Annotated in this window: 13 protein-coding genes, 3 tRNA genes and 3 rRNA genes; 15 read left to right on the top strand and 4 right to left on the bottom strand. The window is 62.2% G+C overall.

Annotation, left to right across the window (positions count from 1 at the left end; translation table 11 throughout):
• The first annotated feature begins 43 nt into the window (after positions 1-43).
• Both ABC383_RS14685 and ABC383_RS14690 read left to right on the top strand, forming a co-directional pair.
• Positions 44-1,732, top strand: a complete 1,689-nt coding sequence (locus tag ABC383_RS14685; RefSeq protein ID WP_413014841.1) for a methyl-accepting chemotaxis protein — start codon at positions 44-46, stop codon at positions 1,730-1,732.
• A gap of 85 nt (positions 1,733-1,817) precedes the next feature.
• Positions 1,818-2,036, top strand: coding sequence for a hypothetical protein (locus ABC383_RS14690; protein WP_413014842.1), 219 nt, complete (start codon positions 1,818-1,820; stop codon positions 2,034-2,036).
• A 28-nt stretch (positions 2,037-2,064) separates the two neighbouring features.
• Here the strand turns inward: ABC383_RS14690 and ABC383_RS14695 are convergent, their stop codons facing one another.
• Together ABC383_RS14695 and ABC383_RS14700 are read right to left on the bottom strand one after the other, a co-directional pair.
• Positions 2,065-3,561: an AMP nucleosidase gene (locus ABC383_RS14695; protein WP_413014843.1), complete on the bottom strand. Its 1,497-nt coding sequence runs from the start codon at positions 3,559-3,561 to the stop codon at positions 2,065-2,067.
• A 150-nt stretch (positions 3,562-3,711) separates the two neighbouring features.
• A complete protein-coding gene (locus ABC383_RS14700) occupies positions 3,712-4,989 on the bottom strand; it encodes a glutamate carboxypeptidase (RefSeq protein ID WP_413014844.1) in 1,278 nt (425 codons plus the stop codon).
• 162 nt (positions 4,990-5,151) lie between these two features.
• Between ABC383_RS14700 and ABC383_RS14705 the strand changes: the two genes are divergently transcribed.
• Positions 5,152-5,979 (top strand): arylamine N-acetyltransferase family protein, encoded by an 828-nt coding sequence (locus tag ABC383_RS14705; RefSeq protein ID WP_413014845.1) that lies wholly within the window; start codon positions 5,152-5,154, stop codon positions 5,977-5,979.
• A gap of 271 nt (positions 5,980-6,250) precedes the next feature.
• Positions 6,251-10,108, top strand: a complete 3,858-nt coding sequence (locus ABC383_RS14710) for an EAL domain-containing protein (protein ID WP_413014846.1) — start codon at positions 6,251-6,253, stop codon at positions 10,106-10,108.
• A gap of 34 nt (positions 10,109-10,142) precedes the next feature.
• Here the strand turns inward: ABC383_RS14710 and ABC383_RS14715 are convergent, their stop codons facing one another.
• A complete protein-coding gene (locus tag ABC383_RS14715) occupies positions 10,143-12,530 on the bottom strand; it encodes a PAS domain S-box protein (protein ID WP_413014847.1) in 2,388 nt (795 codons plus the stop codon).
• A gap of 211 nt (positions 12,531-12,741) precedes the next feature.
• Between ABC383_RS14715 and ABC383_RS14720 the strand changes: the two genes are divergently transcribed.
• From ABC383_RS14720 to ABC383_RS14740, 5 genes are all read left to right on the top strand, one after another.
• Positions 12,742-13,329 (top strand): TetR/AcrR family transcriptional regulator, encoded by a 588-nt coding sequence (locus ABC383_RS14720; RefSeq protein WP_413014848.1) that lies wholly within the window; start codon positions 12,742-12,744, stop codon positions 13,327-13,329.
• 52 nt (positions 13,330-13,381) lie between these two features.
• Positions 13,382-14,626: an MFS transporter gene (locus tag ABC383_RS14725; RefSeq protein ID WP_413014849.1), complete on the top strand. Its 1,245-nt coding sequence runs from the start codon at positions 13,382-13,384 to the stop codon at positions 14,624-14,626.
• Positions 14,627-14,650: 24 nt separating this feature from the next.
• Positions 14,651-15,196: a PaaI family thioesterase gene (locus ABC383_RS14730; RefSeq protein ID WP_413014850.1), complete on the top strand. Its 546-nt coding sequence runs from the start codon at positions 14,651-14,653 to the stop codon at positions 15,194-15,196.
• Positions 15,197-15,405: 209 nt separating this feature from the next.
• The gene (locus ABC383_RS14735) at positions 15,406-15,636 is read left to right on the top strand and encodes a hypothetical protein (protein WP_413014851.1); all 231 of its coding nucleotides are present in this window, start codon (positions 15,406-15,408) and stop codon (positions 15,634-15,636) included.
• 6 nt (positions 15,637-15,642) lie between these two features.
• Entirely contained in the window at positions 15,643-15,876 is a 234-nt protein-coding gene (locus ABC383_RS14740) for a hypothetical protein (protein WP_413014852.1), read from the top strand.
• A 121-nt stretch (positions 15,877-15,997) separates the two neighbouring features.
• Here the strand turns inward: ABC383_RS14740 and ABC383_RS14745 are convergent, their stop codons facing one another.
• Positions 15,998-16,909: a c-type cytochrome gene (locus ABC383_RS14745; protein ID WP_413014853.1), complete on the bottom strand. Its 912-nt coding sequence runs from the start codon at positions 16,907-16,909 to the stop codon at positions 15,998-16,000.
• A 195-nt stretch (positions 16,910-17,104) separates the two neighbouring features.
• On the opposite strand from ABC383_RS14745, the gene ABC383_RS14750 reads away from it, so the two are divergent.
• From ABC383_RS14750 to rrf, 6 genes are all read left to right on the top strand, one after another.
• Positions 17,105-17,180, top strand: a tRNA-Arg gene (locus ABC383_RS14750).
• A 344-nt stretch (positions 17,181-17,524) separates the two neighbouring features.
• A 16S ribosomal RNA gene (locus tag ABC383_RS14755) occupies positions 17,525-19,055 on the top strand.
• Positions 19,056-19,178: 123 nt separating this feature from the next.
• Positions 19,179-19,255, top strand: a tRNA-Ile gene (locus tag ABC383_RS14760).
• 36 nt (positions 19,256-19,291) lie between these two features.
• Positions 19,292-19,367: transfer RNA gene (locus tag ABC383_RS14765), tRNA-Ala, on the top strand.
• 287 nt (positions 19,368-19,654) lie between these two features.
• Positions 19,655-22,541, top strand: a 23S ribosomal RNA gene (locus ABC383_RS14770).
• A 192-nt stretch (positions 22,542-22,733) separates the two neighbouring features.
• A 5S ribosomal RNA gene (gene rrf, locus ABC383_RS14775) occupies positions 22,734-22,846 on the top strand.
• The 16S, 23S and 5S rRNA genes sit together here with 3 tRNA genes alongside, the layout of an rRNA operon.
• The last annotated feature ends 828 nt before the right edge of the window (positions 22,847-23,674 follow it).

Genomic DNA, 23,674 nt, shown 5'->3' on the forward strand with positions numbered 1-23,674 from the left:
AGGCCGCCGGCATGACAACAAATCAGATCGTCGAGCGTGAACTATGTTTCTGGCTAATTTCAAGGTAAGCACCCGCCTGGCAGCGGGGTTTGGCATCGTCATCCTGCTGCTGGTAGGGATCATGGCGCTGGGCATCAACCGTCTTTCGGTGGTCAACGAGGCGTCGGACGTGATTCGCAAGCAGCGCTATCCGGTGATCCGCATGGCGTTCACGGTCAACAGCGACATCAATGCCGTCGCCATATCGATGCGCAATGCAGTGCTGTCGGAAAATGAAGAAGTAATCAAGCGCGAGCTCGACAACATCAGGGCCGGATCCGCCCGCGTCACCGAAAACCTGGAGTGGATAGGCAAGACCCTGACCACCGAAAAAGGCAAGGCGCTCTACAAGACCATCCTCGAGGCCCGTGCGCCCTACCAGAAGCACCAGGTGGAATTCCTGGCGATGCTGGCCGAAGGCCGCGGCGCGATGGCAATCAACCTGCTGATGCAGACCATGCCCAAGGAGCAGGCGGCCTATATGGCGTCGGTGCAGAGCCTGGTGACGCTGGGCGACAAGCTGCTGGAAAAGGCGGGCGAGGACTCGGCGGCGGCCTACGAGAGCGGCCGCGCGCTGATGCTGGGCCTGGCGGCGGCGGCCATCGCCTTTGCCGCCGTCTTCGCCTGGTGGCTGGCGCGCAGCATCACCGCGCCGCTGGCGCAGGCGGTCGAGATCGCCCGCACGATTGCCAACGGCGACCTGTCGCGCCGCATCGAGGTGCGCAGCAAGGACGAGACCGGCCAGCTGATGCAGGCGCTGAGGGAGATGTCGGCCAGCCTGGCCGGCATCGTCGCCGACGTGCGCCGCGGCGCCGACAGCATGACCACCGGCGCGCGTGAAATCGCCTCGGGCAACATGGACCTGTCCTCGCGCACCGAGCAGCAGGCTTCCTCGCTGGAGGAAACCGCCTCGTCGATGGAGGAACTGACCTCCACCGTGAAGCAGAATGCCGACAACGCCCGCCAGGCCAACCAGCTGGCGCTCACCGCATCAAGCGTGGCCACCCAGGGCGGCGAAGTGGTGGCCCAGGTGGTCGACACCATGGCCGCCATCGACAGTTCCTCGAAGAAGATCGTCGACATCATCGGCGTGATCGACGGCATCGCCTTCCAGACCAACATCCTGGCGCTGAACGCGGCGGTGGAAGCGGCCCGCGCCGGCGAGCAGGGCCGCGGCTTCGCGGTGGTGGCCACCGAAGTGCGCAGCCTGGCGCAGAAGAGCGCGGCGGCGGCGCGCGAGATCAAGGGCCTGATCGGCGACTCGGTGGAAAAGGTCGAGGCCGGCGGCCGGCTGGTGGCGCAGGCCGGCGGCACGATCCAGGAAGTGGTGGCCAGCGTGCAGCGGGTGACCGACATCATGGCCGAGATCACCGCAGCCAGTAATGAGCAGAGCGCCGGCATCGAGCAGGTGAATCAGGCCATTGCGCAGATGGACCAGGTGACGCAGCAGAACGCAGCGCTGGTGGAGGAAGCGGCGGCCGCCGCCGGTTCGCTGCAGGAGCAGGCCTCGGCGCTGGTGGGCGTGGTCAGCGCTTTCCGGCTTGACCAGGGTAGCCCGGCCGTGCCGCCAGCCAGGCAGGCAACGCAGGCAACGTCGGCCGCCATCGCGCCGGCGCGGACCGCAGCGCCGGCCGCCCTGCCGGCGAGGCCGCGTCCTTCAGCAGCGCCGGCGGACGGCTGGGAAGAGTTCTGATCGTCTGTCGCAGCGCAACAAACAGCGGGGAACCAAGCGTCTCCCCGCGTTTCTGACCGTCATACGATTCGATCGGGGTGGCGCAATGAAAAATCCCTGGGGCAAGAAAAACCCCTTCATGAGCATGTGGCTTTCCGGCGCAAACGCCGTGGCCGGCGCGGCCCGTGGCCGCGTTGCGGCCGAGGCGAAACGGCAGGCATCGACTGCGGTCAGCAAGAGCGCCCGCCAGATGACCGAAGCCTGGACCAGCGCACTGACCGGGAAGCCGGCGCCCAAACGGCGCCGCAGGAAAAGCACCCGCTGAAGCGGCCGGCCGGCAAGGCCGCCTGCCCTTATTGAAACGCCACTTCCGCGAAGCTGCGCAGCTTCCTGCTGTGCAGGCTGTCCACCCGCCTTTCCCTGAGCAGCTCCACGGCCCGTATGCCGATGCGCAGGTGCTGGTCCACCCGCTGCCGGTAGAACACATTGGCCATGCCGGGCAGCTTGATCTCGCCGTGCAGCGGCTTGTCGGACACGCACAGCAGCGTGCCGTAGGGCACCCGGAAGCGGAAGCCATTGGCGGCGATGGTGGCGCTTTCCATGTCCAGCGCCACCGCCCTGCTCTGGCTGAAGCGGCGCTCCGGCGTGCGCTGCGGCAGCAGTTCCCAGTTGCGGTTGTCGGTGCTGGCCACGGTGCCGGTGCGCATGATGCGCTTGAGCTCGTAGCCGGTCAGGCAGGTGACGTCGGCCACCGCCTGCTCCAGCGCCAGCTGGATCTCGGCCAGCGGCGGAATCGGCACCCACAGCGGCAGGTCTTCATCCAGCACATGGTCTTCCCGCACATAGCCATGGGCCAGCACATAGTCGCCCAGCTGCTGGGTGTTGCGCAGGCCGGCGCAGTGGCCCAGCATCAGCCAGGCATGCGGCCGCAGCACCGCGATATGGTCGGTGATGGTCTTGGCATTGGCCGGGCCGACGCCGATGTTGACCATGGTGATGCCGCTGCCATCGGCTCGCACCAGGTGGTAGCCCGGCATCTGCGGCAGCCGCGGCGGCGCCATGCCGCGCTCGTCGTTCGGACCGGCCGGCTGGCCGGCGCGGCGGGTCACCAGGTTGCCCGGCTCGACGAAGGCGATGTAGTCATCCGCGTCCTTCATCGGGCTGCACATGATCTCCTGGCCGAGCTTGATGAATTCATCGATGTAGAACTGGTAATTGGTGAACAGCACGAAGTTCTGGAAATGCTCGGGCGCGGTGCCGGTGTAATGGCGCAGCCGCTGCAGCGAGTAGTCCACCCGCGGCGCGGTAAACAGCGACAGCGGCTGCGGCCGGCCGGGCGGTATGTCGTCGGTGCCGTTGGCGATGCCGTCGTCCATCGTTGCCAGGTCCGGCAGGTCGAACAGGTCGCGCATGCGCTGCAGCCGGTCGGCCGGCATGTCGGCTTCCACATGGTCGTGCTCGGCAAAGGAAAAATGCACCGGGATGGGCTGGGCGCTGGTGCCGACCTCGATCTGCACGTTCTGGGCGCCATGGTTCTTCAGCAGCAGCCTGAACTGCTCCCGGTAATAATTGCCGAACAGGTCCGGCCGCGTCAGCGTGGTTTCATAGGTGCCGGGCCCGGCCACGAAGCCGTACGACAACCGCGAGTCGGTCGGCATGCGGGTATCGGTATGGATGCGCACGAAGGGATAGCAGGCGCGCACGGCGGTGGAGAGGTTGTCGCCGCGGATGAAGTCCTGCAGATGATGGCGCAGGTGGCGTATGCCGTTGTCGTAGATGGTGCGCACCTGTTCGAGCGCGGCGTCCGGATCGTCGAAGCGGGTAGTGGCAATGAATTGCGGTGTCAGCATGCTGTGCTCCGGTGTCAGGTGAGGCAGGAAACGCTTCATGCTGATGCAAGAAGCATTCCCATGACCGATTGGATCACCGCATTGTATCGGCAGCATGACAGCGGCTGCCAGGCCCGCATCGCGGGTCCTTGCAGCCGCAGTGCGACGGGCTTACTTCACCTTGCCGGCCGCCACGTCCATCACCATGCGCGCAGCCAGGTACAGGCGCGGCTCGATGCTGTCGACCAGGATATATTCGGCATCCTTGGTGTGCGCACCGAAGCCCTGCAGGCCGAAGCGCTCCACCACGGCGCGGCTGTTGCCCTGCGCGGCGAATGCGGCATCGGTGCCGCCGCCTTCGGCCACCGGATCGACCACCAGCTCGCGGCCGATCTCGCGGTAGACCGCCTGCGCATGGGACGCCAGCGCCTTGGACGCGGCCGATGCTTCCAGCGGCGGACGGCGGCGTTCGAAGATGGCCGTGACCTTGGACTCCGGCAGCAGCTTTTGCGCGCTGCGCTCCTGCACCTGGCGCTCGATGCCGTCGTAGTCGGCCGCGCGCAGCACGCGCACGTCGGCCTCGGCCTGCGCCTGGTCCGGGATCACGTTGCGGTTGGTGCCGGCCTTGGCCAGCGTCCAGTTCATCTTCACGCCGGTCTCGGTGTTGGACAGCTTGCTCATCTGCGTGACCTGGTGCGCCATTTCATACAGCGCGTTGACGCCCTTCTCCGGCGCCGAGCCGGCATGCGAGGCGCGTCCCTGCACGTCGAGCGTGACCGCGCCGATGCCGGCGGTGGCCAGCGAGAGCTTGTCCGAGTTGCTGCGCGAGGACTCGAAGGACATCGTCACGTCATGCTCCGCGCCCAGCTTGGCAATCAGCTTGCGCGAGCCCGGCGAGCTGATCTCCTCGTCGGCATTGATCAGGACCGTCAGGGTACCGTAGTCGTCGAACTTCAGTTCCTTCAGCATCGCAACCGTATGGATGATGGTGGCGATGCCCTGCTTGTCGTCGGCGATCGCCAGGCCGTAGGCCTTGTCGCCATCGACGCGGAACGGCTGCTTCTCCAGCATGCCCTTCAGGTACACCGTATCCATGTGGGCCAGCATCATGATGTTCTTCGTGCCGCGGCCCTTGAAGGTGGCGCGCACCACGCGTCCCACCTTTTCCGGCGTGTCCTGCATGCGGTAGATGTCATTGCTCACGTCGACTAGCTGCACCTCGCCGCCCAGCGCCTTGAGGCGGCCGGCGATCAGGTTGGCGACCTTGTCCAGGCCTTCCAGGTCGCGGCTGCCGGATTCGATATTGCACAGTTCCTTCAGGGTCTCGAGCAGCGGCGCCTTGTGCTGCTTGGCCTGCGCCAGCACCGGTTCGAGCGGCTGTGCCTGCGCGGCGAAAGCGGCCGTGCAAAAGGCGGCCGATACAATGAGGGGAAGGATGCGGAGCTTCATGGAGGTTGTCATGGCGGATATTCTTTTTGGAAAGGGTGGAGAGAATGCCATACCACCCCGGCAATTTCCAAGCCCTGCCAGGCTGAATTCCCGAGAATGACCGCATGTATCCGGCGCAGGCCAACCGGCCCTCACAGCGCCGGCTATCAAAGGAGACGGCCCATGCCACATGCAAGCCCCGAACTCGACGCCTACCTGCGCCGCATCGGCTATCGCGGCCCGCGGCCCGGCCCCGACCTGCCGACGCTGCGCGCCATCCACGCGCTGCATGTCGACGCCATTCCCTTCGAAAACCTGTCGCCGCTGCTGGGCATGGAGGTGGCGCTGGACTTGCCGGCGCTGCGGCAGAAGCTGCTTGCCGGCGGCCGCGGCGGCTGGTGCTTCGAGCACAACACCCTGCTGCAGCATGCGCTGTCCGGAATCGGCTTTGCCGTGCGCCCGCTGGCGGCGCGGGTGGCGTGGAATGTGCCGCCGGGCGTGGTCAATCCGCGCACCCACATGCTGCTGCATGTCGAGCTCGACGGCGAGCCATGGATCGCCGATGCCGGCTTCGGCGGCATGACGCTCTCGGCCCCGCTGCGGCTGGCGCCGCACCTGCCGCAGCACACGCCGCACGGCCGCTTTCGCCTGGTGCCGCTCGACGACGGCTACCAGCTCGAGGCCGAACTGCCCGAGGGCTGGCGCGCGCTGTACGCCTTCGACCTGCGCACCCATCTGCCGCCCGATTTCGCGATGGCCAGCTGGTACCTCGCCCACTATCCGCAATCGCCCTTCGTCAGCAGGCTGATGGCGGCGCGGGCCGAGCCGGGCCGCCGCCATTCGCTGCTCAACAACCGTTACACCGTGCATGAAGCCGGCGGCAGCACGGTCAGCATGATTGAACAGCCCGACGCCCTGCGACGCTTGCTCACCGACGCATTCGGCATCCGCCTGCCGCCGCATCCGGCGCTGGACGCGCTGCTGGCGCGCCTGGTCGCCGCAGCCTCCTGACCCGGTTCTGCGGCGCCTTGCCTTGCCATGCGCAGGCACGCTGCCATGAACCGATGCGCACTTTCCATGAACAAATGATCACAGGAAATGGTGGAACTTTCACCAAAAGTAGCAGTCCAGACTGACTGTAGAGCAATGTGCTTTTCGGTATCGTTTTACGGAAAGCCTTGTATTGCTTTCAGGAGCGTACGAGTGCATGACGCGTCGCGATGAGTTCTGCCGCACGCCCGCCTGCACAGCCGTCCGGCGAGCGAGACAAGTACGCCATGAAATGAAGCAGACTGATAACACCAATCATGCGATCTGGCCGTCCGATGGCGGCGAGATGGGGGAACGCATACGCGACCATGACTGGGCCGGCACCCTGCTCGGCCCGGTGGCGACATGGTCGCCCGTATTGCGCGCCACCGTCGATTTGCTGCTGCGCCTGCCGGTGCCGGCGGTGCTGCTGTGGGGCGACCGCCTCGTGCAGTTCCTCAACGATCCCTGCAGCAGCCTGCTCGGCCATGCCGCGCCGGATATGCTGGGCCAGCCGTTTCACGGCCATTGGCCGCAGCGCTGGAAACTGGCCAGCTCCATCCACGACACGCTGACCGGCCGCAGCCAGTCCCGCACCTTCCACCAGCAGTCGCTGCCCGTCTTCCATGGCGACAGCGAGGAGCCTGGCATGTTCAGCATGACCTGCACGCCGGTGCCGGCCGAGGATGGCGGCCTGGGCGGCATGCTGGTCCTGCTGCAGGACACCGGCCAGTCCGACCAGGGCGGCGCGGTGCAGGCCGAACGCGCCCGGCGCAGCGCGGTGCTGCATGCCGACCGCCTGCAGTTGCTGGAGGAAGTATTCCGCCGCTCCCCCTCCTTCGTGCATGTGCTGCGCGGACCGGCCTACGTGGTGGAATTCGCCAACGAGGCCTATACCAGGATGGTGGGTCATCGCGACCTGATCGGCCGGCCGCTGTTCGACAGCGTGCCGGAACTGGGCTCGGCGCGCTACCAGTCGATGCTGGCCCAGGTGCGCGCCAGCGGCGAGCCCTTCGTGGTTCGCGAAATGGCCGTCATGCTGGCATCCGCGCCCGGCGCCGCGCCCGAGGAAACCTATCTCGACCTGGTCTACTCGCCGCTGGTGGACGCCGATGGCCGCAACACCTGGCTCCTCGGCTACGGCGTGAATGTGACGGAAAAGACGCGCGCCCGGCGCCAGGCCGAGCAGGCCCTGCGCGACAGCGAGGCACGGCTCTCGGCGATCTTTTCGCGCGCCGCCGCCGGCCTGTCGGAACTGGCGCTGGACGGCCGCTTCCTGCGCGTCAACGACACCATCTGCCAGATGCTGGGCCGCTCGCGCCAGGAACTGCTGGGAGCCAGCATCGCCGATGTCACCCATCCCGACGACGTGCCGCCCAGCATGGATGCGGTCCGGCGCCTGCTGGCCGGCGGCTCACAGGTCGAGCAGGTTGCGCTGGACAAGCGCTACCTGCGCCGCGACGGCAGCATCATCTTCTGCAACAGCGCGCTGACCCGGCTCGACGACGACCAGGGCCGCCCGCGTTCGCTGCTGGCGGTTACGGTCGACCTGACCCAGCGCAGGCAGGCCGAAGCGGCGCTGCGCGAAAGCGAGGAATTCCATCGTTTCGCCGCCGAGGCCGGCGCCATCGGCAAATGGGAAATCGACCTTGCCAGCGGCAACTGCACGCTGTCGCCGCGCATGGCGGTGCTGCTCGGTTATCCGGCCGAGCAGGCCATGCTGACCAGCGCGCAATGGAGCAGCATGGTGGTGCCGGAAGACCTGGTCATGCTGACCGCGAAACTGGAGGCGGTGGCGCTGGCGGACGCGCAGCTCGACATCGAACTGCGCATCCGCCGCCATGGCAGCGGCGAGCTGCGCTGGATGTACACCCGCGGCGGCGTGGTCAAGGACAGTTCCGGCCGCAGCACCCGCGTCCACGGCGTGTCGCTCGATGTCACCGAGCGCAAGGCGGGCGAAGCGGCCCTGCGCGCCAGCGAGGAGCGCTACCGCCTGCTCATCGAACTCAGCCCGGACGCGATGCTGGTCAATGTCGCCAACCGCATCGTCTATGCCAACCAGGCGGCGGTGGACCTGCTGGGGGCGGGCAGCGTCGACGATATCGTCGGGCATTCGCCCTATGCCTTCATCTCGCCCGAGTTTCATCACAGCGTGAGCGAGCGCATCGAGCATGCCTTGCAGGAGGGCCATCCCCGGCTGCCCCTGATGGAGCAGCGCTGGCGCCGCATCGATGGCGCCGAAGTGCATGTGCAGGTGTCGGCCGGCTTCATCACCTGGGAAGACCAGGCCGCTGTCCAGGTGCTGCTGCGCGACGTCACCGAGCAGCAGGGCATACGGGATGCGCTGCGCATCAGCAACGAGCGCCTGAAGCTGGCCATCGAAGGTTCGGGCGAAGGCATCTGGGACTGGGACATCCGGCGCGATGTCTATACCTTCTCCGACCACCTCAAGCGCATGCTCAACCTGGGCGAGGAAGGCAACGGCGCCGGGGACATCAAGGAAGCGCTGCGCAAGCGCATCCATCCCGACGACCTGGCGCGCATCTGGATGGCCCTGCGCGCCTACATCGAAGGCCGCGAGAGCGCCTATGCCTGCGACTTCCGGGTGCAGCGCCCTGACGGCTCCTGGGTCTGGATGCTGTCGCGCGGCATCATCGTGGCGCGCGACGGCGACGGCCGGCCCTTGCTCATGACCGGCACCATGCAAGACATCTCGGCCAAGAAGGAAGCCGATGAGAAGATCTGGCACCATGCCAACTTCGACGCGCTGACCGGCCTGCCCAACCGCCGCCTGTTCCGCGACCGGCTGGACCAGGAAGTGCGCAAGGCCGCCCGCAGCGGCAAGCAGGTGGCGCTCCTGTTCATCGATCTCGACCGCTTCAAGCAGGTCAACGACCTGCTCGGCCACGACGCCGGCGACACGCTGCTGGCGCAGGCGGCGAACCGCATCAAGGGCTGCGTGCGCGACGCCGACACGGTAGCCCGGCTGGGCGGCGATGAATTCACCGTGATCCTGACCGCGCTCGACAGCCCGGCCCGGGTCGAGCATGTCTGCCAGAAGATCCTGGAGACGCTGGAAAGTCCTTTCCACATCGGCAAGGAAGTGGCCTACATGTCGGGCAGCATTGGCGTGACCATCTATCCGAACGACGCCATTACCCCGGAAGAGCTGATCCGCAAGGCCGACCAGGCCATGTATGCCGCCAAGAACGCCGGCAAGAACCAGTTCAGCTATTTCACCTATGCGATGGATGAAAAGGCGCACCTGCGCCTGCGCCTGGCCAGCGAACTGCGCAGCGCGCTGCCGGCCGGGCAGCTCGAGGTGCATTATCAGCCGGTGCTGGACCTGGGCAGCGGCAGCATCTTCAAGGCCGAGGCTCTGCTGCGCTGGCAGCATCCGCGCTTCGGCCTGGTCGAGCCGACCAGCTTCATTCCGCTGGCCGAGGAGACTGGCCTCATCAACCAGATCGGCAACTGGGTATTCAAGCAGGCGGCTTCCTGCTCCAGGCAATGGAGCGAGCGCATCGGCGAAGGCTTCCAGATCGGCGTCAACAAGTCGCCGATCCAGTTCCTGGCGCATAACGACGATGCCGACTGGCTGCAGTATCTGAAGCGCACCAATGTGCCAGGCAGCAGCATTTCGATAGAAATCACCGAGGGCCTGCTGCTGCATGCCTCGTCGACCGTCACCAACAAGCTGCTGGAATACCGCGATGCCGGCATCCAGGTCGCCATCGACGACTTCGGCACCGGTTATTCCTCGATGGCGTACCTGAAGAAATTCGACATCGACTACCTGAAGATAGACCAGTCCTTCGTCAGCGAGATCGCCACCGATCCCGGCAGCCGCACCATTGCCGAATCCATCATCGTGATGGCGCACAAGCTGGGACTGAAGGTCATTGCCGAGGGCATCGAGACGCCCGAACAGCTCGCGCTGCTGGTGGCGGCCGGTTGCGATTACGGCCAGGGCTTCCTGTTCGCCGGGGCCATGGTGCCGGCGGAATTCGAAACGCTGCTGCTGGAAAACCGCGCCGGCCATTCGCGCTGGCAGGGCCTGTTCAAGCGGCCGGTGCAGGACGATGCCGGCGACGCGGCGTACGGCTCCTAGCCCCTAACGTCGGAAGACGCCCTGCAGCTTGTCCTTACAGCTGCGATAGCAGCGACTGCAGCGCCGCGATATCCACCGGCTTGGTCAGATGATGGTCGAAGCCGCTTTCCTGGGTGCGTTTCCTGTCCTCTTCCTGGCCCCAGCCGGTCAGTGCCACCAGCCGGGTGGCGGCAAAGCGCGGCTGCTCGCGGATGCGGCGCGCCACTTCATTGCCATCCATGCCCGGCATGCCGATATCGAGCAGGACCACGTCCGGCTGGAAGTCCTCCATCGTGGCCAGCGCCGAAGGGCCGTCGTGGGCCACCCTGACGGCCTTGCTGCCCATGAATTCGAGCAGCATCGACAGGGTTTCGGCGGCATCGCGATTGTCGTCCACCACCAGCACCCGCTGGGTGCTGTCCTCGGTCGCGCCGCCCCCGGAGGCGTCATGCTCTTCGGCCTGCGCCATCTTCGGCATCTTCGGCAGCCGGACGATGAATTCGCTGCCCAGCCCAAGGCCGGCGCTGCGGGCTTCGACGCTGCCGCCATGCATGTGGACCAGGTTGGCCACCAGCGTGAGGCCGATGCCCAGGCCGCCCTGGCGCTGGCTGGCCGCCTCCCTCTCCTGCGAAAAGATGTCGAATACCCGCGGCAGCATCTGCGGTGATATGCCGATGCCGTTGTCGCGCACCGAAACGATGGCCATGTTTTCCTCCTCATATGCATGGAGCCAGATCTGGCCGCCCGGGCTGGTGTAGCGGGCGGCATTATTGAGCAGGTTGGCGAAGACCTGGGTCAGGCGGACCGCATCCGCGTCCAGCATGATATCGGCCTCGACCGGCGTGCGGTTGAGGCGGTGGCGCGCGCTCTCCACCAGCGGCATGCTGGTTTCGACCGCGCCCTGCAGCACCTCGGCCAGCGCCGTCGGCGCGCGGCGCAGCGCGATGCGGCCGCGGGTGATGCGCGATATGTCCATCAGGTCGTCCACCAGCCGGACGATGTAGTCGAGCTGGCGCGACATCATCTGCTGCAGCCGGTCCGACAGCCGGGCGCCATTGGGCCGGCCCATCATGGGCATGGCGCTGCACAGCGGCGCCAGCGGATTGCGCAGCTCATGCGCCAGCGTCGCCAGGAACTCGTCCTTGCGCCGGTCGGCGTCGCGCAGCGCCTTCTCGGCCGCCACCGCATCGGAGATGTCGATGGACATGCAGACATGGCCGGCATAGCCCCCATCGCCGGTGAAGAACGGCATGCCATGCGACTCCAGCCAGCACCATGCGCCGTCGCGGCTACGCACCCGGGTGCGGCACTGGAAGCGCTGGCGCAGCCTGCGGGCATCCGACAGCGCGTTCAGGTAGGCTGGCGCATCCTCGGGGTGCAGCAGGCTGCGCCAGCCGGCATGCATCAGCGTGTTCTTCGGGCGGCCGCTCAGTTCGGTGTAGCGGGGATTGAGATAGACCACGTTGCCGGCCGGGTCGAGCTGCCAGATCAGCGCCGGCGACGCTTCGGCCAGCGCGCGGAAGCGGGTTTCGCTGCGATGCAGGACTTCCTCCGCGCACTTGCGGTCGGTGATGTCCATGTTCATGCAGGCCCATTTCTGCACGCTGCCATCGTCATTGAACAGCGGCGCGGTGCGCATGTCGGTCCAGCTCCAGCTGCCGTCGGCGCGGCGCAGCCGGAACGCCAGGTCGGCCGGCGAGCGCTTCTGGCGGATGTCCTGCCATCTCGCGTCGAAGTCGCGCCGGTCCTCCGGATGGATCGCGTCCATCCAGCCGTGGCCCAGCATCTCTTCCACGCTCTGCCCGGTCCAGGCGCGCCAGGTCGGCGAATCGATGGCCGCCGCGCCGTCCGGCGCCGCTTCCCAGATCGCCTGCGCCACGCCTTCCACCAGCACCCGGAAGCGCTGGTCGTTCATGCGGCTGCGGGTTTCAATGTCGAGCTGATCCAGCGCTGCGGCCGTCGTGCGGCACAGCATCTCCAGCAGCACCCGGTTGTCTTCGTCCACCGGACAGGGCCGGTACCAGCACACGCCGATCGTGCGTGAACCCGAGCGGCCGGCCGGCACCAGCAGCAGGCTGCGCAGCGGGTCCGGCAGACGCAGCGCCGCGCTGTCGGGGTGATTGATCATCACGCAGCGGCCATGCTGGGCAGCCTCGGCGCAGATCGCGTCCAGCGCCGGGCAAGGCAGGTCGCCGCCCGCGGTCGGCAGCAGGCGGCATGAGCCGTGGTCGCGCTGCGCAACCGTGATGCCGTGCGCCTGGCCGAGCCGCCAGGCGGCATCGCGCGCGATATCGAGTGCATGGCTTGCGTCTTCGGCCGCGGTCAGGCTGGCCTGGACGGCAGCGAGCCATTGCAGGCGCTCGGCCAGGGGCAGCCGCGCTACGTCGCCGACCGATGCTGCAAGCGCTTCCCGCAATATTTCTGTCTCTTCAGTTCTGTTCATACCTGGCTGCTTCCGTCCATGTTGGTTCGCCGGCGGGGATACGATGGGCGGATCGGGTGTTTCCCAAGGACTGGTAGACGCCAGTGCCGTGGGCTGGTTCCCTCACTATGGGCCAGTACGGCCGCCAGCCAATGTCCTTACGCAAAAAAACTGACAGTCATCGCAGTTTCGGGATTATTATGATAATCGTCATGTAAAAAAGAGGTGTCAGATGAAGGTGTCACGCCAGCAGATGGCAGCCAACCGCGAACGGCTGCTCGACATCGCCTCGCGCCTGTTCCGCGAGCGCGGCTTCGACAGCGTCAGCGTTGCCGAAATCATGCAGGAAGCCGGGCTGACCCACGGCGGCTTCTATGGCCACTTCTCCTCGAAGGAAGCGCTGGCGGCGGAAGCGGCCACCCATGCGCTGCTGCAGACGGCCAACCGCTGGCGCGCCACGCTGGAAAGCAGCGGCACGGCCGGCCTCGAGCGCATCGTCGATGCCTACCTCTCGCAACAGCACCGCGACCGCCCCGGCATCGGCTGCGCCATTGCCGCGCTCGGCCCGGACGTGGCGCGTCAGCCCGACCCGGTACGCCACGCCTTCGCCGCCGAACTCGAAAGCCTGATCGGCGTGCTGTCCGGCTTCCTGCCCGGCGCCGACCCGTCCGAGCGCCGCAAGCGTGCGCTGGCGCTGATGGCGCAACTGGTCGGCGCCATCGTGCTGGCGCGCGCCTTCGGCCGCAGCGCCCTGTCGACGGAAATCCTGGATATCGTGCGCGCAGCCGTGGTGCTGCCGGACGCCGCCTCCGCCGCCTGATCCCCTGCCCCCTGCCCCCTGCCCCCTGCTCTTCCACTTCGGGAAATCCACCATGAGCGCCCTTGCTTCCAACGAAACTTCCGCCACCGCCTCGCGCAGCGCCTGGATGCTGATGCTGGCCGCCGCCGCCATCCTGATGCTGACCATGGGCGCGCGCCAGACCATGGGCCTGTTCCTGTCGCCGCTCAACACCGCGACCGGGCTGGGCATTGCCTCCATCAGCCTGGCGCTGGCGGTGGGCCAGCTGATGTGGGGCGTCGCCCAGCCGGTATTCGGCGCCGTGGCCGACCGTTATGGCTCGATGCGTGTCATCGTCATCGGCGCGCTGATGCTGGCGGCCGGCACCGCGGCCACGCCCTTCATGCACAGCCAGGCCGGACTGCTGCTGAGCATGGGCTTCCTGAGCGCCGCCGGCGCCGGCGCCGGCAGCTTTTCCATCCTGATCGGCGCGGCATCGCAGCGCCTGCCGGCCGAGCGGCGCGCATTCGCCTCCGGCTTCATCAATGCCGGCGGCTCCTTCGGCCAGTTCGTCTTCGCGCCGGCCGTGCAGGCCATCATCAGCAGCGCCGGCTGGGTTGTCGCCATGCTGGCCATGGCGGCCAGTTCCCTGCTCACCATTCCGCTGGCCCGTCCGCTGCGCACGCCGCCGCGGCCAAAAGGCGACGCCGGCGCCGCCAGTACGGACGGCGGCCTGAAAGCGCAACTGCGGCTGGCCCTGCGCGACCGCAGCTACCTGTGCCTGCATGCCGGCTTTTTCACCTGCGGCTTTCATATCGCCTTCCTGGTCACCCATTTGCCGGGCGAGGTGGGACTGTGCGGCCTGCCCGCCAGCGTTTCAGCCGCGGCGCTGGCGCTGATCGGCCTGTTCAATATCGCTGGCAGCCTGTCGGCCGGCATGCTGGCATCGCGCTTCCGGATGAAATACCTGCTGGCCGCCATGTATGGCAGCCGCGCGGTGATCATCCTGATCTACCTCGCCGCGCCCAAGACCGCCTGGACCTTCTATCTGTTTGCCGCCGCCCTCGGCTTCACCTGGCTGGCCACGGTGCCCCCGACCGCCGGCCTGGTCGGCAAGCTGTTCGGCGTGCGCTACCTGGCTACCCTGTTCGGCCTGACCCTGCTGTCGCATCAGATCGGCGGCTTCTTCGGCGCCTGGCTGGGCGGCCTGTCTTTCGTCACCTACGGCAATTACAACTGGATGTGGTACGCCGATATCGCGCTGGCCCTGGCTGCCGCGCTGGTCAATCTGCCGATCCGCGAAGCGCCCGTCCTGCGGCCCGCGACAGCGGCCGCCTGAGCCCAACCATCACAAGGAGCAGACATGGAAGCAAATGACGTGCTGGCCGCCTGGAAACATCAGGAAGAACAACTGCGCGCGGGTCGCACCCGCAGCGATCAGCGCCTGGGCGTTGCCAGCCGCGACCAGGTCGCCGGCAAGACCGGGCTGGAAATCATGCAGTCCCTGCTGCGCGGCGAACTGCCGGCGCCGCCGATCACCGACACCCTGGATTTCACCCTGATCGAAGTGGACTACGGACGGGCGGTATTCCAGGGCCGGCCGCTGGAGCGGCACTACAATCCGCTGGGCACCGTGCATGGCGGCTGGTTCGCCACCCTGCTCGACTCGGCGGTCGGCTGCGCCGTTCATACCGCCATGCCAGTCGGCAAGAGCTACACCACGCTGGAATTGAAGGTCAACATGCTGCGCGCATTGACGAAGAAAGTGGAATTGGTGCGTGCCGAAGGCCGGACCATCCATGTCGGCGGCCAGGTCGCAACGGCCGAGGCACGCCTGGTGGACGCCGCCGGCAAGCTCTATGCGCATGCAACTACGACATGCTTGGTTTTCGATTTGCCACCGAACTAGGCCCGCTTGCTGAACAGCCGCAGCGAAAGCCGGCGGTTGTGGTGAAATTGCAAATCTGCGCTGGACAAATTGATGCCCTGGATGCTGCGCTGTATTAACATACAGCACTTGCCGGGCTGAAACCTCGAGATGGCGGTCCGGCAGGCTCAGGTAATTACCTGGGTTTTCCTAGCCCGACATTCCAGATTACCTTGTTGCCACAGTTCATCATGACAAAATTTATCGGTTTCGCCGCTTTTCTCCTGTTCGCTTCCATGGGTCAGGCGCACGCGCAGTCGGCCGCCGCCGACGCCAAGCCCAAGCATCCGCGTGCCATGCAATACAACGAACGCCAGCTGTACGAAGCCGAGCAGGCCAGAAAGCGCAGGGTGCTGGTCCGCTGCCGTGACGGTTCCAGGCACATCGCCCGGGTATGCCGTCGCCACGGCGGGGTAGCCTGATCACGCATGCTGGCCCATCAGCCGGTCAAGCTGCTGTTCACCTGGCGCACACGTTTCTATAGCGCGGTGCTGGACCGTGACCTGTTCGGTCAATGGAGTGTCACACGCAGTTGGGGCAGCAGCCGCAATGGCCAGGGTGGCGGCCGGGTAACGGTCGTTCCCGACTTCGACAGCGGCCTGCTACTGCTGCGCGCCATTACAGTCAGGCGCGAGAAAATGGGTTACCGCCTCAGTGAATAAGCGCACGGCCCAGGCAGGCGCCAGGCCGGCTCCGCCAACCGTCGTCCAATAAAAAACCCCATCCTGTGCAGGATGGGGTTTTGTTTTTTCAGCCCTTGTTACCAGGGCAATGGCGCAAGACTTATTTTGCAGCGGCAGCCATGTAGTCGACTGCGGCCTTGACTTCGTCGTCCGAAGCGGCGGAGCCACCCTTGGGCGGCATCATGCCGTTCTTGCCCTGGAAGCCCTTGATCGCATGTTCGTAGAGCACATTGGAGCCTTGCTTGATGCGGTCAGCCCAGGCTGCCTTGTCGCCAAACTTCGGTGCGCCTGCCACGCCCGCGCCATGGCATGCGACGCAAGCCGATTCATAAACTTTCTTGCCTGCGTCTACTGATGCAGCAGGAGCAGCGGCAGGAGCAGCGGCAGGTGTAGCTGCTGGTGCGGCAGCGGCAGCCGGCGCTGCGGCAGCCTGCGTGGCGGCAGGTGCAGCTGCCGCTGGCTGTTCTGCGGGCGCCGCAGCATCCGCCGTCTTGGCCGGCGCTGCCTTCGCTTCAGGTTCCTTGAAGTTGGCGCCCGACTGATTGGTCATGAAGACGACCGCGCGTGCCACCTCGATGTCGTCGAGATCCGGATTGCCGCCTTTGGCGGGCATGGCACGTATGCCTTGTATGGCATGCTTCACCAGTGTCTCGTAGCCCTGGCCGATGCGCGCGGCCCAACCGGCGGCATCGCCAGTCTTGGGCGCGCCAGCCGCACCGCTCTGGTGACAGGCGGCGCACACCGATTTATAGACATCGGCGCCAGCCAGCAGCTGCTTTGGTGCATTGACGTCGCGGAAGGTAAATCCATCATCCGCCACCGGCTTGATGCGCGCCGCAATCGCTTCGGAGGTCTGCCCGGCGGACCCAGCGCCAACCTTGTTATGGTTGGTGACGTACTGCACGAGCAGCACGATACAAATAATAGGGACTAGAAAACCTGCAAGGACGGCGGCAATCAGTTGCTTGGGTGTGCGTATTACGGACTGATGTTCGTTATGTGCGTCGCTCATTATTTCCTCAAGTACGATTTGTTCGAAATCTGCGGCGAAGCGCCCCGACGCTGCTACCTTGCATGCCGCAAAGCAATGTCTCGCCAAACCCTTGATTATAGACTTAACATCACCGATTTGGCACGAAAAACCCGGCTATCCATGGACGGCGCACAAGAAAGGCGGTATCCTGCACGCCTGTTTCGGTATCTCAACGCGGCTGTAGCTCAGTGGATAGAGTATTGGCCTCCGAAGCCAAGGGTCGCTGGTTCGATCCCAGCCAGCCGCGCCACACAGACCGAAAAAAATTTGGAACAAAATCGTTGAAGGTGTTGACGACAGGCTCCAAACACCGCATAATCGCTTTCTCTGCTGCTGACGAACACAACGCTTCGCAGCAGCCGGCAAGTCCCTCGGGGCGGCTGGCAGCAGACTGAATTGCCCGGTTCTTTAACAACCAACAACCGATAAGTGTGGGCACTTGATGAAGTGCGCCGGCGGCAACGCCGGATGCTCAAATTATTAAGCAAGTGCTCACAACAAAGAAGTAGAACGATTCGCAAGAATCGATCTGTCAGTATTTTGAGTGAGCGACGGTTCTTCGGAACCTGCCAGCAATGGCACAAAACAGAGATTGAACTGAAGAGTTTGATCCTGGCTCAGATTGAACGCTGGCGGCATGCCTTACACATGCAAGTCGAACGGCAGCACGGACTTCGGTCTGGTGGCGAGTGGCGAACGGGTGAGTAATATATCGGAACGTGCCCTGGAGTGGGGGATAACTAGTCGAAAGATTAGCTAATACCGCATACGATCTATGGATGAAAGTGGGGGATCGCAAGACCTCATGCTCGTGGAGCGGCCGATATCTGATTAGCTAGTTGGTGGGGTAAAAGCCTACCAAGGCATCGATCAGTAGCTGGTCTGAGAGGACGACCAGCCACACTGGGACTGAGACACGGCCCAGACTCCTACGGGAGGCAGCAGTGGGGAATTTTGGACAATGGGGGCAACCCTGATCCAGCAATGCCGCGTGAGTGAAGAAGGCCTTCGGGTTGTAAAGCTCTTTTGTCAGGGAAGAAACGGTTCTGGCTAATATCCGGAGCTAATGACGGTACCTGAAGAATAAGCACCGGCTAACTACGTGCCAGCAGCCGCGGTAATACGTAGGGTGCGAGCGTTAATCGGAATTACTGGGCGTAAAGCGTGCGCAGGCGGTTGTGCAAGACAGATGTGAAATCCCCGGGCTCAACCTGGGAATTGCATTTGTGACTGTACGGCTAGAGTGTGTCAGAGGGGGGTAGAATTCCACGTGTAGCAGTGAAATGCGTAGAGATGTGGAGGAATACCGATGGCGAAGGCAGCCCCCTGGGATAACACTGACGCTCATGCACGAAAGCGTGGGGAGCAAACAGGATTAGATACCCTGGTAGTCCACGCCCTAAACGATGTCAACTAGTTGTCGGGTCTTAATTGACTTGGTAACGCAGCTAACGCGTGAAGTTGACCGCCTGGGGAGTACGGTCGCAAGATTAAAACTCAAAGGAATTGACGGGGACCCGCACAAGCGGTGGATGATGTGGATTAATTCGATGCAACGCGAAAAACCTTACCTACCCTTGACATGGCAGGAATCCTTGAGAGATCAGGGAGTGCTCGAAAGAGAACCTGCACACAGGTGCTGCATGGCTGTCGTCAGCTCGTGTCGTGAGATGTTGGGTTAAGTCCCGCAACGAGCGCAACCCTTGTCATTAGTTGCTACGAAAGGGCACTCTAATGAGACTGCCGGTGACAAACCGGAGGAAGGTGGGGATGACGTCAAGTCCTCATGGCCCTTATGGGTAGGGCTTCACACGTCATACAATGGTACATACAGAGGGCCGCCAACCCGCGAGGGGGAGCTAATCCCAGAAAGTGTATCGTAGTCCGGATTGGAGTCTGCAACTCGACTCCATGAAGTTGGAATCGCTAGTAATCGCGGATCAGCATGTCGCGGTGAATACGTTCCCGGGTCTTGTACACACCGCCCGTCACACCATGGGAGCGGGTTTTACCAGAAGTAGGTAGCTTAACCGCAAGGAGGGCGCTTACCACGGTAGGATTCGTGACTGGGGTGAAGTCGTAACAAGGTAGCCGTATCGGAAGGTGCGGCTGGATCACCTCCTTTCTAGAGATATGCACGCAGTTGGGTGTCCACACTTATCGGTTGTAGGCAAAATGAAGAACAGTCAAAACACACCGTCAGGTCATGAAGTGATCGGTACATGCGGCAGTCGTGCAGCGTGTGCGAGGGTCTGTAGCTCAGCTGGTTAGAGCACCGTGTTGATAACGCGGGGGTCGTTGGTTCGAGCCCAACCAGACCCACCAGTTAAGCAGCAGTAAAGAAGTCATGGCAAGTCCCATGGGGGTTTAGCTCAGCTGGGAGAGCACCTGCTTTGCAAGCAGGGGGTCGTCGGTTCGATCCCGTCAACCTCCACCATTCTCTGACCATGACGGCAGCAAGGTACAAACGTAAGTCAGTGCGGGCCAAAGAGCTAGGCATGCGATTTAGGTTTGATCATTGCGATCAAGAAGGCTGTATTCGTTCTTTAACAAAGTGGAAGAAGTAGTAAAGATCAATGTAATTCGCAATGCGCGTTAATCTGGCGGTAAGCAGATTAGCAAACATTGCTGGGTTGTGATTGTATCGAAACAAACATGCATCAAATGAAACACAGCGCTTGCCTATGACGTCTTTGGAGGCAACTCCAGAGGTCAACGTTATAGGGACAAGTGACTAAGTGCACATGGTGGATGCCTTGGCGATTACAGGCGATGAAGGACGCAGTAGCTTGCGATAAGCTGCGGGGAGCTGGCAAACAAGCTTTGATCCGCAGATGTCCGAATGGGGAAACCCGGCCTTTTAGGTCATCGCATACTGAATACATAGGTATGCGAAGCGAACGCGGCGAACTGAAACATCTAAGTAGCTGCAGGAAAAGAAATCAACCGAGATTCCCAAAGTAGTGGCGAGCGAAATGGGATCAGCCTGCAAGATTTAGCAGTCGTGATAGTGGAATGCTCTGGAAAGTGCGGCCGTAGCGGGTGATAGCCCCGTACACGAAATCATGGTTGTGGAACTAGGCTTGCGACAAGTAGGGCGGGACACGTGAAATCCTGTCTGAACATGGGGGGACCATCCTCCAAGGCTAAATACTCGTAATCGACCGATAGTGAACCAGTACCGTGAGGGAAAGGCGAAAAGAACCCCGGAAGGGGAGTGAAATAGATCCTGAAACCGTGTGCATACAAACAGTCGGAGCGGACTTGTTCCGTGACGGCGTACCTTTTGTATAATGGGTCAGCGACTTACATTCAGTGGCGAGGTTAACCGCATAGGGAAGCCGTAGAGAAATCGAGTCCGAACAGGGCGACAGTCGCTGGGTGTAGACCCGAAACCAAGTGATCTACTCATGGCCAGGATGAAGGTGCCGTAACAGGTACTGGAGGTCCGAACCCACTAATGTTGAAAAATTAGGGGATGAGCTGTGGGTAGGGGTGAAAGGCTAAACAAACTTGGAAATAGCTGGTTCTCTCCGAAAACTATTTAGGTAGTGCCTCAAGTATCACCATCGGGGGTAGAGCACTGTTATGGCTAGGGGGTCATCGCGACTTACCAACCCATTGCAAACTCCGAATACCGATGAGTGCGAGCTTGGGAGACAGACGTCGGGTGCTAACGTCCGGCGTCAAGAGGGAAACAACCCAGACCGCCAGCTAAGGTCCCAAAGATTGGCTAAGTGGAAAACGAAGTGGGAAGGCTAAAACAGTCAGGAGGTTGGCTTAGAAGCAGCCACCCTTTAAAGAAAGCGTAATAGCTCACTGATCGAGTCGTCCTGCGCGGAAGATGTAACGGGGCTAAGCCAGTCACCGAAGCTGCGGATATGTACGTAATTTATTACTGTGCATATGGTAGGAGAGCGTTCTGTAAGCCTGCGAAGGTGTCTTGTAAAGGATGCTGGAGGTATCAGAAGTGCGAATGCTGACATGAGTAGCGATAATGGGGGTGAAAAGCCCCCACGCCGTAAGCCCAAGGTTTCCTGTTCAACGTTCATCGGAGCAGGGTGAGTCGGCCCCTAAGGCGAGGCAGAGATGCGTAGCTGATGGGAAGCAGGTTAATATTCCTGCACCGTCGTGTGATGCGATGGGGGGACGGATCGCGAATGGTTGTCCGGGTGTTGGATGTCCCGGTTCTTGACTTGTAGAAGGTCCTTAGGCAAATCCGGGGACGTAATTCAAGGGGTCGAGACCAGCGGCTTTATGCTGCGAAGCAATCGGAAGTGGTTCCAAGAAAAGCCTCTAAGCTTCAGTCACACGAGACCGTACCGCAAACCGACACAGGTGGGCGAGATGAGTATTCTAAGGCGCTTGAGAGAACTCGGGAGAAGGAACTCGGCAAATTGGTACCGTAACTTCGGGATAAGGTACGCCCTGGTAGCTTGACTGGCCTGCGCCAGAAGGGCGACGGGGTTGCAATAAACTGGTGGCTGCGACTGTTTAATAAAAACACAGCACTCTGCAAACACGAAAGTGGACGTATAGGGTGTGACGCCTGCCCGGTGCTGGAAGATTAAATGATGGGGTGCAAGCTCTTGATTGAAGTCCCAGTAAACGGCGGCCGTAACTATAACGGTCCTAAGGTAGCGAAATTCCTTGTCGGGTAAGTTCCGACCTGCACGAATGGCGTAACGATGGCCACACTGTCTCCTCCCGAGACTCAGCGAAGTTGAAATGTTTGTGATGATGCAATCTACCCGCGGCTAGACGGAAAGACCCCATGAACCTTTACTGTAGCTTTGCATTGGACTTTGAACCAATCTGTGTAGGATAGGTGGGAGGCATTGAAACCGTGACGCCAGTTGCGGTGGAGCCAACCTTGAAATACCACCCTGGTTTGTTTGAGGTTCTAACCTTGGTCCGTTATCCGGATCGGGGACAGTGCATGGTAGGCAGTTTGACTGGGGCGGTCTCCTCCCAAAGTGTAACGGAGGAGTTCGAAGGTACGCTAGGTACGGTCGGACATCGTGCTCATAGTGCAATGGCATAAGCGTGCTTAACTGCGAGACTGACAAGTCGAGCAGGTACGAAAGTAGGACATAGTGATCCGGTGGTTCTGTATGGAAGGGCCATCGCTCAACGGATAAAAGGTACTCTGGGGATAACAGGCTGATTCCTCCCAAGAGTTCATATCGACGGGGGAGTTTGGCACCTCGATGTCGGCTCATCACATCCTGGGGCTGTAGCCGGTCCCAAGGGTATGGCTGTTCGCCATTTAAAGTGGTACGTGAGCTGGGTTTAAAACGTCGTGAGACAGTTTGGTCCCTATCTGCCGTGGGCGTTGGAAGTTTGAAGGGGGCTGCTCCTAGTACGAGAGGACCGGAGTGGACGAACCTCTGGTGTACCGGTTGTCACGCCAGTGGCATTGCCGGGTAGCTAAGTTCGGAAGAGATAACCGCTGAAAGCATCTAAGCGGGAAACTCGCCTTGAGATGAGACTTCCCGGGAGCTTGACTCCCCTAAAGGGTCGTTCGAGACCAGGACGTTGATAGGCTGGGTGTGGAAGCGCAGTAATGCGTTAAGCTAACCAGTACTAATTGCCCGTGCGGCTTGTCCCTATAACCTTGATGGTGCATAGCGGCGCTGTGTGGTGCGTGACGTTCGATACTCACAACCTGCAAGACAAGACATTGATCGTTGCATTGCCCCTGCCAAGTGCGGGAGCAATGTGGCTGCTTCTTCCCTTTGGGTTGGATGTGGCGTGTGCCAGGCGAGAAGCCGGCAGCGCGACAGACAACCGACAAGTCATGCCTGATGACCATAGCGAGTTGGTACCACCCCTTCCCATCCCGAACAGGACCGTGAAACGACTTTGCGCCGATGATAGTGCTGCAACCAGTGTGAAAGTAGGTCATCGTCAGGCTGTTATTAGAAAACCCCCGACGCCAATAGGCGCCGGGGGTTTTTGCTTTGGGGCTGGGGTTTAAGATTTACGGCTTGGGTCTTAGTTTTGGTTTTGCGTGTCGGTCGTTGCGACGGTAGAGCGCTTCAAACTGGCAAAACGCAATGGCAACGGATGTATCGAATAAAGCCGGGTTCCGTGTAACGTCTATAGGCGTCGAAGGTTTTTGACTAGACGGCATTTTCCGAAACTGCCTTCCAGGAAGGAATCGCCTAATTTATACATTTGAGCTTCTAGCTAGCGACGCGCGCGGACTTGCATCCAAAGGAATTTATCGAAATAGGGCGGCCTGTCATTACCTATCACCCACCTTTCGGCGCCTTTTAAAAAAGTTAATTCGTTGGTTGACGTTTTTAGCGTTTGAAAATTTGCCTCGCGAACCAAAAGGGCGATTCCGGGCTGCAACGAAACGCTGGCACGACTTTCCGATACATGTATTGGCTTACTTCGGGGCGTCCAGTCATACAGACGGGTACCGGTTTAGGCGCACTTCTAATATCTATTTCTCGCTTCAACAGCAAGATATTCGAATTACGACTATTCTGTTTGCTAATGCAGATGGTTTGCCTATCTGGCGTCCCGCCTTCGGCAACTCAATATTACAGTTTCATTATTCGATTCCGCATGTCGCTGAACGGGTCTATAACCAATCCGACTTATCATCGAGTTGCGCCTCCATGAGCACGCTGACGAATATCATGATTTTTGAAAAAAGGCAGGTTTGGTTTCGATAAAGATCAGGCTTGTCAATAGTCTATTTATGGGATAGTCTCCACCCACAACAAGTCG

Source organism: Noviherbaspirillum phoenicis (assembly GCF_047237965.1).
Lineage (GTDB): Bacteria > Pseudomonadota > Gammaproteobacteria > Burkholderiales > Burkholderiaceae_D > Noviherbaspirillum_A.

What these genes read in the sequence shown, in the direction of transcription:
- ABC383_RS14690 (WP_413014842.1), top strand. Translation starts at nt 1,818, where the DNA reads ATGAAAAATCCCTGGGGCAAGAAAAACCCCTTCATGAGCATGTGGCTT.
- ABC383_RS14695 (WP_413014843.1), bottom strand. Translation starts at nt 3,561, where the DNA reads ATGCTGACACCGCAATTCATTGCCACTACCCGCTTCGACGATCCGGAC.
- ABC383_RS14720 (WP_413014848.1), top strand. Translation starts at nt 12,742, where the DNA reads ATGAAGGTGTCACGCCAGCAGATGGCAGCCAACCGCGAACGGCTGCTC.
- ABC383_RS14685 (WP_413014841.1), top strand. Translation starts at nt 44, where the DNA reads ATGTTTCTGGCTAATTTCAAGGTAAGCACCCGCCTGGCAGCGGGGTTT.
- ABC383_RS14705 (WP_413014845.1), top strand. Translation starts at nt 5,152, where the DNA reads ATGCCACATGCAAGCCCCGAACTCGACGCCTACCTGCGCCGCATCGGC.
- ABC383_RS14745 (WP_413014853.1), bottom strand. Translation starts at nt 16,909, where the DNA reads ATGAGCGACGCACATAACGAACATCAGTCCGTAATACGCACACCCAAG.
- ABC383_RS14700 (WP_413014844.1), bottom strand. Translation starts at nt 4,989, where the DNA reads ATGAAGCTCCGCATCCTTCCCCTCATTGTATCGGCCGCCTTTTGCACG.
- ABC383_RS14740 (WP_413014852.1), top strand. Translation starts at nt 15,643, where the DNA reads ATGCTGGCCCATCAGCCGGTCAAGCTGCTGTTCACCTGGCGCACACGT.
- ABC383_RS14735 (WP_413014851.1), top strand. Translation starts at nt 15,406, where the DNA reads ATGACAAAATTTATCGGTTTCGCCGCTTTTCTCCTGTTCGCTTCCATG.
- ABC383_RS14715 (WP_413014847.1), bottom strand. Translation starts at nt 12,530, where the DNA reads ATGAACAGAACTGAAGAGACAGAAATATTGCGGGAAGCGCTTGCAGCA.
- ABC383_RS14730 (WP_413014850.1), top strand. Translation starts at nt 14,651, where the DNA reads ATGGAAGCAAATGACGTGCTGGCCGCCTGGAAACATCAGGAAGAACAA.
- ABC383_RS14725 (WP_413014849.1), top strand. Translation starts at nt 13,382, where the DNA reads ATGAGCGCCCTTGCTTCCAACGAAACTTCCGCCACCGCCTCGCGCAGC.
- ABC383_RS14710 (WP_413014846.1), top strand. Translation starts at nt 6,251, where the DNA reads ATGAAGCAGACTGATAACACCAATCATGCGATCTGGCCGTCCGATGGC.